10 protein-coding genes and 1 pseudogene are annotated in these 13,010 nt (G+C 64.2%); 5 read left to right on the plus strand and 6 right to left on the minus strand.

The window, feature by feature from the left end; translation table 11 throughout:
• Positions 1 to 50: 50 nt before the first annotated feature.
• Positions 51 to 1,403 carry a ParB/RepB/Spo0J family partition protein gene (locus QK290_RS14180; protein ID WP_282331287.1) on the plus strand — a complete coding sequence of 451 codons (1,353 nt, stop codon included), beginning with the start codon at positions 51 to 53 and terminating at the stop codon, positions 1,401 to 1,403.
• 682 nt (positions 1,404 to 2,085) lie between these two features.
• Here the strand turns inward: QK290_RS14180 and QK290_RS14185 are convergent.
• Positions 2,086 to 2,421 (minus strand): hypothetical protein, encoded by a 336-nt coding sequence (locus QK290_RS14185; RefSeq protein WP_282331288.1) that lies wholly within the window; start codon positions 2,419 to 2,421, stop codon positions 2,086 to 2,088.
• A 236-nt stretch (positions 2,422 to 2,657) separates the two neighbouring features.
• On the opposite strand from QK290_RS14185, the gene mobC reads away from it, so the two are divergent.
• The 4 genes and pseudogenes from mobC to QK290_RS14205 all read left to right on the plus strand — a co-directional run bounded on the left by mobC (position 2,658) and on the right by QK290_RS14205 (position 6,517).
• Positions 2,658 to 3,050, plus strand: coding sequence for a plasmid mobilization relaxosome protein MobC (gene mobC, locus QK290_RS14190; protein WP_282331289.1), 393 nt, complete (start codon positions 2,658 to 2,660; stop codon positions 3,048 to 3,050).
• Positions 3,051 to 3,052: 2 nt separating this feature from the next.
• Positions 3,053 to 4,684, plus strand: coding sequence for a relaxase/mobilization nuclease domain-containing protein (locus QK290_RS14195; RefSeq protein ID WP_282331290.1), 1,632 nt, complete (start codon positions 3,053 to 3,055; stop codon positions 4,682 to 4,684).
• A gap of 32 nt (positions 4,685 to 4,716) precedes the next feature.
• Complete coding sequence (locus tag QK290_RS14200) at positions 4,717 to 5,946, plus strand: hypothetical protein (RefSeq protein ID WP_282331291.1); 1,230 nt, start codon at positions 4,717 to 4,719, stop codon at positions 5,944 to 5,946.
• Between the two features lie 61 nt (positions 5,947 to 6,007).
• Positions 6,008 to 6,517, plus strand: a pseudogene (locus QK290_RS14205) (DUF1016 N-terminal domain-containing protein).
• Positions 6,518 to 6,608: 91 nt separating this feature from the next.
• On the opposite strand, the gene QK290_RS14210 reads toward QK290_RS14205, so the two are convergent.
• From QK290_RS14210 to araB, 5 genes are all read right to left on the minus strand, one after another.
• The gene (locus QK290_RS14210; RefSeq protein ID WP_282331292.1) at positions 6,609 to 7,658 is read right to left on the minus strand and encodes a LacI family DNA-binding transcriptional regulator; all 1,050 of its coding nucleotides are present in this window, start codon (positions 7,656 to 7,658) and stop codon (positions 6,609 to 6,611) included.
• A gap of 83 nt (positions 7,659 to 7,741) precedes the next feature.
• Entirely contained in the window at positions 7,742 to 8,644 is a 903-nt protein-coding gene (locus QK290_RS14215; RefSeq protein ID WP_282331293.1) for an aldose 1-epimerase family protein, read from the minus strand.
• Positions 8,641 to 10,161, minus strand: a complete 1,521-nt coding sequence (gene araA / locus QK290_RS14220; RefSeq protein ID WP_282331294.1) for an L-arabinose isomerase — start codon at positions 10,159 to 10,161, stop codon at positions 8,641 to 8,643. Before araA ends, QK290_RS14215 begins: the two co-directional genes overlap by 4 nt.
• 99 nt (positions 10,162 to 10,260) lie before the next feature.
• Positions 10,261 to 10,971: an L-ribulose-5-phosphate 4-epimerase gene (locus QK290_RS14225; RefSeq protein ID WP_282331295.1), complete on the minus strand. Its 711-nt coding sequence runs from the start codon at positions 10,969 to 10,971 to the stop codon at positions 10,261 to 10,263.
• Positions 10,968 to 12,701: a ribulokinase gene (gene araB / locus QK290_RS14230; RefSeq protein ID WP_282331296.1), complete on the minus strand. Its 1,734-nt coding sequence runs from the start codon at positions 12,699 to 12,701 to the stop codon at positions 10,968 to 10,970. The genes QK290_RS14225 and araB overlap by 4 nt, the downstream gene beginning before the upstream one ends.
• Positions 12,702 to 13,010: the final 309 nt, after the last annotated feature.

A 13,010-nucleotide genomic window follows, 5' to 3' on the forward strand; every position in this document is an offset into this window, starting at 1 on the left:
ACCATTGGTCGCCCCACTCACCCAACTTCTCGGCAAGAAGGAGCAACACCATGAACACAACACCCGTACTCGAATGGCTCGACCCGGCAACCCTGACCGTGGACACCAACGTCCGCAAGGACGCCGGACTGACCAAGGAGTTCGTAGCCAGCATCAAAGAACACGGCGTACTGGAACCGGTGATCGCTCACCGCAAGGACGACGGCACCGTGCACGTGCTGATGGGACAGCGCCGCACCCGTGGCGCGGTGGAAGCCGCCCGCCCTCTGATCCCTGTCATGATCACCGACAGCCCGGACGACGCGGAAAGGATCGTGACGCAGGTAGTGGAGAACATCCAGCGCGCGGAACTGACCGAAGCGGACGAAGCGGACGCGTACCACCAGCTGTCCCTGATCGGGGTTTCCGCGGCGGCGATCGCGAAGAAGACCGGACGGACCAAGACGACCGTCGATGGAGCATTGAAGGCCAAAGCATCACAGGCCGGAGATACCGCCCTGGGCAAAGGGTGGAGCATCGACGACGCTCTCATCATGGCCGAATTCGAAGGGAACGAGGACGCCCTCGCCGAGTTGGAATCGGTCATCATGGACGAACCCGACCAGCTGCTCCACGTCGCCCAGCTGCTGCGCGACCGTCGCGAAAGTGCCGCCGCATTAGCCACGCTGATCGCCGAACTGGAGGCCCAGGGCAAGACCGTCGTTGCGGATGCCGGACACTACGCCGACGAAGAGAACCTTTACGTCTCGGCAGCCAAACGGGCAGACGGAGAACCTGCCACCGACGACGACGCCAACGCCTATGTGGTCAGCACCGACTACCGGGGCCAGCATAACCCGACTCCTGCCATCACCGGATGGAAGGAACTGGGTTTCACGCCGAAGTACGAACGCTACGACGGCGGCAGCAACGCGCAGAAAGGCCCCATGACCGACGAGCAGAAGGCCGAGCGAAAGACCCTGATAGCGAACAATAAGGCCATGGTTTCGGCCACGACCGTACGCCGGGAGTTCGTGAAGAACCTGTTGGCGAAGAAGCAGGCTCCGAAGGGCTGGCAGTACTTCACCGTTCACGCGATCACGCATCACTCCGAGACGGCCAGCGGCTACGAGGGAACGGTGGCCGCAGAAATGGTCGGCGCGAAGTCGGAAGAGTCCGGCCGATGGGGATGGAACCCGCTGCGGGATCACGTGGGCAAATCCACGGCACGGCCCGAGTTCTCCCTGATCGCACTCGTCTGCGCCGGGTATGAGAAGACGATCGCCAAGGACTCGTGGCGGTCCTCGTCTCAGCCCCACAGGGACTACCTGAATCAATTGGTCACTTGGGGATACACGCCAAGCGAGGTTGAGAATCTGATCCTCGACAGCGGCAAGCCAGCCGAGGAGGAAACGGCGGCATAAGAACCACTTGCCGGGCGGAACCCCCACCGCCCGGCAAGGCCCCCGGCCACTCACCACTACCGGGCCAGGAACCTTCCAAAGTCGGGCGGTCCGCCGCCCAGGGCGAACCACAGCATTTACTCACCAGCGGCGGACCGCCGTTCAACGCGACCACCAAAATGCAGCCATGAGTGGCGCCATAACCGGGAACGATGACGTACCCCGATCCGCTGCGTACCACAGATTATCTTCAGCTAAGCTGAAGCAGATAGATTTCCTTTGCCGAGGAGCGGAGAAAGGCTGGCCAACGTGCCGGCCTTTCTCCGTTTAACCGTTCAAGACCCGTCGTCCCGGCCACCCGCTATCCACGTTTTCGGCCGGCCTTGGAAGCCATCCACAGAAACACAGGAGGCTCCGCACCTGCCCGGTGCGGAGCCTCAACAATGTGTGTTCCCGGCTGAAGAAAAGGCAGCCATCACGAAGGGTTGGCCGGGCAGATGGTGGCTTGGACCATGGGAAACCTGTCCGTACTCAGCCCCGCACTTAACCGAGGCTGTGCACAGACAACGCTAACCCAGGGTGAGATACCTGACCGAGGTGACGTGGTGGTTGTGTGCAGCCGGTCGGGTGGGTCCCGTCGTCCAGATGTGTGCGGGAAAAGCCCGAAGGTTTTAGCTTTTGCCGTGCCCATGTGGGCGAGGGGTTACTGACTCTCGGTGCCCGATGTCTGAGTTGACGACGGTTCGCGTGAATCATCGTCCGACTTCGTCTGCCGTGTGGCTTTGCCACTGCGCGGACGGCCGCTTGCCTTCTTGGCGGGTGCGTCCAGACCAAAACCACGAAGGTCCGACTCAGTCCAGTCGGCTCGTAACGCGGACTGGTAGTCCTTTGCATACTTTTGCTCTGCGGCAGCCAGTAGTTGTGTTGCCTCCAGAAGCTCCACACCGCTGGCAGCAGCGGCTTTTACGGCGTTCACTCTCACGTCGCGGGCAGCGTCGATTTTGGCGGCCGCTTTCGCGGCAATGTCGTTGATGTCCATATGCCCGACTCTATCGGTGCGCCGCGCCATTGAGGATCAGGTTTCAGGGTGTGCCGCGTAAGGTGCAGAAAAACGAGCAAAGCGAACCGCGCGGAGGAACCGCGCGGAGCAAGCTATACACTTACACGGGTGTAAGTGGCTTGTCGTCCTCGACACTGGCGGTCGTGTGCGGCACACTGGTCAGTGTGGTCCCCGTTCGGGGTCGCTGCGCTGGGCCTTTGAAGGGATGGATTGGAATGTCGGATGAGGAGTTCACTCACCGTTCCAATCTGTCGCGCCGACGCCGGGAGAACACTCCCGCCGGCACCAAGAAGCGCCGTGACCTGTGGGTCACCGTGGAGGAAGAAGCCGCGCTCGTTGCCAGGGCTGAGCGTGAGAAGGTCACGGTTCCGAACCTGCTTATTTCGTCAGCACTTTCGGAACATTCCGATTCACCTACGGAACGCCGCGCCATCGCTGCGGAACTGATGTCCCTCCACAATCTTCTGGCCCGTTCCTCGAACAACATCAACCAGCTCGCTCGGCAGGCGAACGCGACCAGCGAGTTCCCCGTTGAAGCCCGGGAAGCGCTGAAGTTCATCCGCTCCGTGGCCATGCGCATCGACCGCACGATTGAGGGGTTGATGTAGGGATGATCCCAAACATCACTCGCGGTTCGCGCATGGGCGGGCTCATGGTTTACCTGGCATCGACCGACGCCAACAAGACAAAGAATGCACACACGGACCCGCACCTGGTTGCCGGCGACGCGGCCATCATGGCGTGGTACGACGACGGTGTGCTGGACCGCAACGACGCCCTGGCCATCGCCAAGCATCTGGATCAGCCGCGCAAGTTGTTCGACGTCTCGGTTCAGATCAAAGACATGCAGTGGGACGCGTCCAAGAGGGAGCGCGTCCACGTCGGGTACAAGGACGCCAGTGTGTGGCACTGTTCCTTGAGCCTGCGCGCCGAAGAAGGCGCACTGACTGACCAGCAGTGGGGCGATATCGCCAACGACTTCGTGGACTCCATGGGCTTTACCGAAGCCAGCGGCAAGGCTCCCTGTCGATGGGCCGCGGTGAACCACGGCACGAGTGAGAACGGCAATCACCACATTCACCTGGCAGTGTCTCTCGTCCGCGAGGACGGCACCAAAGCCTCCACCCATGGTGACTACAAGAAGGCGCAAGAATCGTGCCGTGAGCTGGAGGTCAAGTACGGTCTGGAACAGCTCTCCACCGTGCACGCCACCCGTGGATACGACCCGGCCGAGAAAGCCACCGCCATCAGGGACGACCGCGAAATGCACCGGTCATCGCTGGCACGGAAAGTACGTGCCAGCGCCAGCGCCTCAGCGACCGAAGCGGAGTTCGTCCGCCGGGCCCGCGACACCGGCCTGCTGGTCCGGCCGCGCTACGCGAAGAACACCACCGACGTCATCGTCGGGTACTCCGTAGCCGAACGCCCCATGCAGGGAGAACGGCCAATCTGGTTCGGCGGCGGGACCCTCGCCTCCGACCTGAAACTCGGCGCACTCCGCGAAGAATGGCTCGACACCCCGCACCTGGCAACCGAAGCCGCAGCGGAGTGGAACGCGGCGGCACGGAACAAGCGCACGGTCTCCAGAACCGGACCCGAGAACGCAACGCCGCCAGCGGAAGCGTGGGTGGAGTACACCCGCAACGCGACCGCACTGGCGGACCAACTGCGCACCATCCCACGTGACGATCACGCGACCTGGGCGAAGGCTGCACGGGAAGTATCAGGAGCGTTCGCGGCATGGTCCTACCGGCTTGAACCGACGCCCGGACCGCTGGCGGCCACCGCTGCTGAGCTGTCCCGTACCGCGCAGTTGCGCGCGCCACGGCAGCACAGCAAACCCGTCGCTCTCCCATCGATTGCCGGTACTGCCATGTTGTTCATGGCCGCCTCGAGCAAGAACAAGACGGCTGCGCAAACGGCACTTATGGTGCAGCTGATCAACACGGCCTTTGCCGTGTATGAAATGCATGCCCAGTCCGGGCGGACCCGTGAGGCTCAGCGCATTCGATCCGTGGTCGAGGAGCAGCTGGCGCCGTTCACCGCGACCATGCCTAAGGCGGTTTTGGTGGGTGCCGGGCAGCAGCCGGCCCCTGAGGCTGTAGTGGCGCCCAGGGCCATCGATATCGCCCGGCGCGGAATGGTACCCATCCGTCCCGGATCCGCGATGCCAACGACGCCAACGCCGACGAAGACCTCCCAGCCCAGCCGGCGCGACTCCGGGTCGGGCCTCGACCGATAAAGACCACCACCACCAACTGCAAGGGGAACAGCATGAGTGAATCAGATGGAATGGATGACGTCCTGGACGGCGGCCTTCGGCAGTCGCTGATGATCGCCTCACGCATTGCCGAAACACTGGCACGCCGGCGCCAGGAGAGCCAGCGGCAACAGGAACACCAGGACGCCCAGGCAGCGCACGAAGCCCAGGCGCGCCTCGCTGCCGAACGCAGTACCGCGCATGCAGCACTGGCACCCGTGGAGAAGGACCAGTGGTGGGACAAGGCACAGCCGAGCGACATCGCCACGGCACACGCCGTAGCCGAAGGATGGAAGAACCACGACCCGGCAGCGCTGGCAGCCTCCGAGAAGATCCGTCAGGAAGTCCTCACCCGCTACGGCATCGACACCCACGACGTCGGCGCGGACGCCGAATATCTGGAATCAGGTATCCAGACGATCACCACGGAGAAGGACCGGCAGGACGAACTGGCCCGCAGCCAGGAAGAGACACGCAAAGCGGCCGTGGAACACGAGAAGAGCATGCAGTTGATTGCAGCGTCCCGCGCCGAAGAACTCCGCGCACAGGCCGCGAAACTGGCCCCGGAAATGGAACGCCACCAGGTGCCAGTCGAGTACCTGGCCAACCCGGAGCTGGCGCAGGCATTGCAGACCGCCCACTCAGCGAAAACGCCCAAGGCGCTGGAAGCAGCAGACGCCATCGTGAAGGAACGGCTGTTCCTTATCGGCAAGGACGGGATCAACGGTCCCGACCTTGACCAGCTGCGGAAGGAAACCACCGCGACCGCCAACGGTGCCGGTGACTCGCACTTCGAGGATCCTGCGTTCGTGAAGGCGGCCAAGGAGATGCACGAGGCCAAGCTCCTGGCAGAGGGCGGGTTCAAAGGCTCCGAGCGGACGTCAGTGGAACAGCGGTACGAACGAGCCGAGAATGAACTCTTCGCCCGGATGGAAGGACTCGGCCGCGAGATCGAGAACCGTGTCACCGGCAACGACAGCCGGCTAGAGGACCAGGGTCTGAAAGCAGAGAGCGCGGCGGCCGCCGACTACGGCTCGGCCGAACACCACGAGAAATTCGCAGATTCCCTGGCAAGCACCGGCGCGAATGAAACCCAGATTCGTGGACGCCTCGCCGCAGCGCGCAGCGAGGGCACACACCCCAGCGCGGCGGTAACCGTGGGCAAGGGCGCCGCAAAGGCCAGAAAGTCACGCACAGGGATATCGGCCGGCGCAGAACGCACCAAGAGCGGTCCCAGCCGCTAAGCACCTGACTGTTGGGGGGAGTTGGCATGCCGGATGGGCCTTGGTCGATAGGATCAAGTTCATGACTGATGCCCGTGACCTCGCTCTTCCCTCCGGCTACACCGACCTTCTCAGTGAGCTCAAAAACCGGGTACGGGCTGCACGCACCGCGGCGATAAGGACTGTTATCACCCAGCTCATCGAGCTGTACTGGTCCATCGGGAATGACGTGCGGGCACAGCAGGATAGCCAGAGGGGCAGTAGCGTCATCAAAAGGTTGGCCGAGGACCTGCGTACCGAATTCCCTGAGATGAAGGGGTTCTCCCCCGGAACCTCCAATACATGACCACCTTTGCCAAGGCCTGGACGGTCGCCTCAATTGCGCAACAGCCTGTTGCGCAAATTGCCATGGGGGCACATCACGGTGTTGCTCGATAAGCTCCCGACCCAGAACGACAGAGACTGGTACGTGTGTGCCGCTGTCGAGTACGGATGGTCCCGAAACGTGCTCCTAAACATGATCTTGAACAAGTCCATGGAGCGAACCGGGGCAGCGCCATCAAGGGCGTGGCGGTTTGTCCATAGATATTGATGCGTTCGGTGAGGGGTAACGCGGTGGGTTTTTCCTTTGCGGCTGGTTGGGGTTTCGACGGCGCAGAGTTTTGCTGTGCCAGGATCAGGCTTTAGCCCACCTTGGCCCCTGGGGCGTACGCCCCGGGCGATGGCCGGGCTGTTGAGGATCGAACAACGAGCTTCGGGTTTACGACCAAGGATGCTCCTGAGTGGCCGGTGGCCATATCGAAAAGGAGCATCTGCACGGAGCGGGCCCCCAGCTGCTTGAAGCCCTGATTGACCGTGGTGAGCGGCGGGCCGAAGTAGGCGGCTTCGGGCTGGTCGTCGTAACCGACTACGCTGATATCCGTTGGAACGCGCACGCCGGCTTCGTTAAAGGCGCGCAAGGTTCCGAGGGCCATTTGGTCATTTGCCGCGAACAACGCGGTGACATTGCCTCTTGCCGCCAACTCAAGTCCGGCGCGGTAGCCGCTTTCTGCGCTCCAATCGCCCCTGATCAGTGCTGAATCCGACAGCCCCGCCGCGGCGAGGGTGTGACGCCATCCCTGAATACGGGCGGCTGCGTCGATCCAGTCCGGCGGCCCGCAAATATGCGCGATGGCCGTATGCCCAAGGTCCAGCAGGTGCTGTACGGCGAGGCTGGCACCCATCCGCTGGTTCACCGCGGCGACGCTCAGCCGCTCGTCAACGCCGAAGCCCACGGCCACCAGCGGGACAGACATGCTGATGGTGCTTAGCGATTCAAACATGGTCTCGTGGGGCACAATGACGACGATGCCGTCCACCGACTGCATCATGAAGTATTCGAGGGCGTCCTTAATCGCGGCCGGTGTGACTTCATCGAGGCTGGCCATGCTGACGAAATAGCCCTTGTCGCGCGCTGCCTGCTGCACCCCGAGGAGCGTATTGGCCGGACCGTAATGGGACAGGTCACTTCCCAGAACGCCGATGATCTGGGAGCGTCTCGTGACCAGGCTGCGCGCTGCCGTGTTGCGGCGATAGCCCAACTCCGCGATGGCCTTTTCGACTCGCTCTCGGGTTACCGTGCTGACGTTCGGATGGGCATTGAGGACGCGCGAGACAGTCTGGTGTGAAACGCCGGCCAACCTGGCCACGTCCACCATCACGGGTGGACGCCTGTTGCCCGGTTCTACTGACATTTTTCGCTCCTTTGAAGGTAATTTGCGATAGGCGCCGTGCCTCGGAGGCAGCGCTCTGACCAGCGCGCAGTTGACTCGTGCGGTCAGGAGGCGTAGATGCTCCATGACGCTTCATGGGACGCGCCGGGTTGGAGCTGCACCAGATGCTGGCCGCTGTTGAACGCATCGGGCGGGCAGGTCATCGGTTCGACGGCCAGTCCCAAGCGGTTAGGCGAAGGGTGCTCTTTGTCAGCCGTATGAATCTGCAGCCAGGGGCAGCTGCGGTCCCACGCCATGCCCACTCCGGTCCCGCCCGGGTCCCGGACGACGACGCTTGCCCGCCCGCCGCCGTCGAACGCAATGTCGGTAAAGGCGTTGTCGATCGCAGTGGAGCCGATGACGCGGGCGGTACGGAAGTCATATGCGTGTCCTGCAACGGGACGGGTGGCAAGCGGCAGCAGCCGGTCCGGCGTCACCTCAAGGAACCTCCCGGCGGGGACTTCCAGGCTCCATTCGTCCAGCGGCGCAGGTCCTGCCCGCAGGTAGGGGTGCGGGCAGACCCCGTAGGGAGCGGTTCGCTCCCCCGCATTGGCTGCCGTCACGGCCGTATGCAGGCCGTCGCCATCCAGCCGGTAGCAGGCGGTGATCGATAACGCGAAGGGGTACCCCGGCGTCGGCTCGATCCTGCAGGACAGACCCAGGGTGTTTTCTGTCCTGGCCTCCAGCGTCCAATCGAGCTCCGGGGTGAAGCCGTGCAGGGCGGACTCCCGGTCCGGTTCATTCACCGGAACCCGGTAGTCCACGCCGTTAAAGGTGTACTTCCCGTCCGGAATCCGGTTCGGCCAGGGCGCAACAACAACGCCGCGGAAGTGCGGGTTGGGCCCGCCGGCCGGGAACGGGACCACAAGGTCCCGCCCCCTATGCTGCAACACGCGCACCGCCGCTCCCCGCGCGGTAATCAGCGCGGTGTACGGCCCGTGCCGAAGCCCGTATTCGGCTCCGTTCACAGCCCGCCGGCCAGCTTGTAGTAGGCGGCGTTCCAGGCGAGTTCCTTCTTGAAGCCGCGGATGGTGGTGCCGTCGTCAATGGTCAGCAGCTCCGTCTGGGCGATCTCGGCGAAGTCCTCGAACACGTCCATGCCGACGGCGGTGGTCAGGACGGTATGGTGCGCGGCGCCGGCGGTGAGCCAGGCGGCGGCCGACGTGGCAAAGTCGGGTTTCGGCGACCAGAGCGCCCGGGCCACCGGCAGGTTCGGCAGCGGCTCGTCCAAGTCCACGACGTCGACGGCGTTCGCCACAAGTCGGAAACGGTCGCGCATGTCGGACAGCGCCACCACGACGCCTGGGCCGGCGTCGGTGTCGAACACCATCCGGACCGGATCTTCCTTGCCGCCGATACCCAGCGGGTGGATTTCGACGCGCGGTTTGGTGGCGGTCAGGGAGGGGCAGACCTCGAGCATGTGGGCGCCCAGGATCTTCTCCGCGCCAGGCTCCAGGTGGTACGTGTAGTCCTCCATCAGCGACGCTCCGCCGGGCAGGCCCGCGCCCATCACCTTGGCCGCGCGGACCAGGATGGCGGTCTTCCAGTCGCCCTCGGCGCCGAACCCGTAGCCATCGGCCATGAGCCGCTGGACCGCCATGCCCGGCAGCTGGCGCAACGCGCCCAGGTCCTCAAACGAGGTGGTGAAGGCCGCGGAGCCGTTCGCCTCCAGGAAGCTGCGGAGGCCCAGCTCAATCCTGGCGCTGTAGCGCAGCGACTCGTGGCGGGCACCGCCGGCGCGAAGCTCCGGAACCACGTCGTAAAGGCGCTCGTACTCCGCAACCAGCGCGTCGACGTCGGACTCTGCGGTGCCGTGCACCGCATCGGCGAGTTCGTTGACGGACCAGGTGTTGACGGAGACGCCGAAGCGCAGCTCGGCTTCGGTCTTGTCACCTTCGGTGACGGCGACGTTGCGCATGTTGTCGCCGAAGCGTGTGAGCTTCAGGGTCCGGACGGCCGCCCAGCCGGCCGAGGCGCGCTGCCAGGATCCCACCTGGCGGGACACTTCGGGGTTGGACACGTGGCCCACCACGGTCTTGCGCGGAATGCCGAGGCGCGACTGGATGTAGCCGAACTCCCGGTCGCCGTGCGCGGCCTGGTTCAGGTTCATGAAGTCGAAGTCGATGTCCGCCCACGGCAGTTCCACGTTCGCCTGCGTGTGCAGGTGCAGGAGCGGCTTGCGGAGCAGGTCCAGGCCCTGGATCCACATCTTGGCCGGGGAGAACGTGTGCATCCAGGCCGTCACGCCCATCACCGCATCATCCGAGTTGGCTTCCAGCGCGGTGCGGCGGATCGCGTCCGAGTCCGTCAGCACGGGCTTCCAGACCAGCTTGACCGGGACTTCCGAGGACTCGTTCAGGGCGGCGACGATCTCCTGGGACTGCGCTGCCACCTGCTTCAGGACGTCCTCGCCGTACAGGTGCTGGCTGCCGGTGAGGAACCAGACCTCGTAGTGCTCGAGGGAGGTGCTGTTTGCGTCGGACATGTGTTTCTCCTGAAAAGTTGTGGGCCTAGCGCCCGGGTTGTGCGGCCTGACGGCCAAGTTATGTGTGGGGGGAGGGGGGTAACGGCCAGCTTGTGGGGCCTAACGGCCGTAGACGTTCTGGTAGCGGGCATAGAGGGATTCGATCTGGTCCGGATCGATGGGAAGCGGCTCGCCGAGTTGCCGGGCGACATGGACCGTGCGGGCCACTTCCTCACACATCACGGCGGCCTTGACGGCGGATCGGGGATCCTTACCGATGGTGAAGGGGCCGTGGTTCTGCATCAGCACGGCCGGGGAGTTCGATCCCTGCAGCGTCTCCACGATGCCGCGGCCGATCGAGTCGTCGCCGATCAACGCGAAGGGACCCACCGGGATGGTGCCGCCGAATTCATCACCCATCATGGTCAGCACGCATGGGATCGCTTCGCCGCGTGCGGCCCAGGCCGTGGCGTAGGTGGAGTGGGTGTGCACCACACCCCCGACCTCCGGCCTGTGCCGGTAGACGTACGCGTGGGCGGCCGTGTCCGAGGATGGGGTCAGGGCAGGGTTGTCCCACTCCGCCGGTTCGCCGTCGGCATCGGCGGACAGGCTCGTGACCGGGGTGCCGTACAGGTCCGTAACCACCATGAGTTCGGGGGTCAAGTCGTCATATGAAACGCCAGAGGGCTTGATCACCATGAGGTCGTAGCCGGGAACGCGGGCTGAGATGTTGCCGGCGGTCCAGACCACCAGTTCGTAGCGGGTGAGTTCGGCGTGGAGGGCGCAGACCTCGGCCCGGATGCGGGCCAGGGTGTTCAGGAGTGAGCTCATGCGGGCACACTTTCGGTGAGGAAGGTCTTGGCGTCGTTGCGCTGGATGGCTGCCTTGCGCTGGATGGACTTGAGCCGGTGCATGACGTCGTTGGTTCCCCGGCCGAAGTAGTCGTGCAGGGTGCGGTACTCCCGGAAGAGTTCCTCGTAGGCTGCGACATTGTCCGGGATGGGGGTGTAGACGGCTCCAGGTGCCGAGCCCATGGCCGCCGCGGCTGCCCGGACGTCCGCGTACTTGCCGGCGGCGACGGCCGCGTGAATGGCCGACCCGAGGGCGGGCCCCTGGGCGGAGCCGATGGTGGAGAGCTGCAGCCCGGTGATGTCGGCGTAGATCTGCATCAGGAGTTTGTTCTTCAGCAGGCCGCCGGCCACGATGAATTCCTTCACCGGCACCCCTGAGTCGCGGAAAGCGTCAACGATGGTGCGGGTGCCGAAGGCCGTCGCCTCCAGGAGCGCCCGGTAGATGTCCTCTGGACGGGTCGCTAGGGTCTGGCCCACCACCACACCGGACAGTTCATGGTCCACGAGCACAGAGCGGTTTCCCGAATGCCAGTCGAGGGCGATCAGCCCGTGCTCGCCAATCATCTGCCCGCTTGCCAGTTGCGTGAGGTATTCGTGGATGCCCAGACCCGCGGCCGCCGCAGCCTGGTGGTATTCCGGCGGCACGCCGTACTTGGTGAACCACCCGAAGATGTCCCCCACACCGGACTGGCCGGCCTCGTAGCCCCAGAGTCCTTCCACGATGCCGCCGTCGACCACCCCGCACATGCCGGGCACTTCACGTAGCACGTCACCGTTCATGACGTGGCAGGTGGACGTGCCCATGATGGCCACGAGTTGGCCTGGCTCTACCGCCTTGGCGGCCGGAGCGGTGACGTGGGCATCCACATTGCCCACGGCCACGGCGATGCCCTCCGGCAGCCCGGTCCAAGCGGCGGCCTCGGCGGTGAGGAAGCCTGCGGCGTCGCCGAGGCGGCCGATCGTATGGTCGAGCTTGGCGCTGACGAAGTCCTTGAACTGCGGGTTCAGGGCGGCCAGGAAGTTCTCGGACGGGTACGTTCCGTCCTGGTAGATGCCCTTGTAGCCGGCGGTGCAGGCGTTGCGGACATAGTTGCCACACAGCTGCCAGACGATCCAGTCCGCGGCTTCCACCCAGTGGTCCATCTCCGTGTAGGCTTCCGGATCCTCTTCCAGCAACTGCAGCCCCTTGGCGAACTCCCACTCGGACGAGATCAGCCCACCGTAGCGCGGAAGCCACGTCTCGCCCAGCTCGGAGGCAAGTGCGTTGATGCGGTCGGCCTGGCCCTGTGCCGCATGGTGACGCCAGAGCTTGACGTAGGCGTGCGGCCGGTTGGCGAAGCCTGGCAGTTCGTTCAGCGGGGTGCCGTCCGCCTTGACCGGCACCATGGTGCACGCCGTAAAGTCCGTCGCAATACCGACCACCGCTGACGGGTCAATGCCTGCATCCGCGATCGCCGCCGGCACAGCGTGCCGAAGCACGCCCCGGTAGTCATCAGGCACCTGAAGCGCCCATTCGCCCGGAAGGCGCGTCGCGCCGTCGCCCGTCACGTCGGCCGGAAGCACCTCAGTGACCACAGCGTGTGGGTAGTCGAACACCCCACTGCCGAGCTCCTTGCCGTCACGAACCCGGACCACCACGGCCCGGCCCGACAGGGTGCCGTAATCGACCCCAATCACATAGTTTTCACTGCCGTCCTCTGTGACGCCCATAAAGTCCTCCAATAATCAGTCCGCCGATGCGCGGGCTGAAGTTTTCGTTAGCGCTAACAACCAGACTCTTATTAGAGCAGAAACTGGCCCAATTGGGAAAGGTAAGTGAACGCTCACTCAGGCCGCCTGTAGCCATCTGTTGGAGCCTGCGCAAGACGCCGAGGATTCGGCCAATGGTTTCCTCAGTAGGCCATGCACGCACATGATTTGTAGATCCAGAGCCTGAAAATTCCGCTAAAAACAAGGGGATTCTGGGGATTCTGTTGCTCGGGACCTTCCATCTTTGACCTGCGACTTCTACTGAGTATC

Origin of the sequence: Pseudarthrobacter sp. AL07 (genome assembly GCF_029960665.1) — a bacterium.
Taxonomy (GTDB): Bacteria; Actinomycetota; Actinomycetes; order Actinomycetales; family Micrococcaceae; genus Arthrobacter.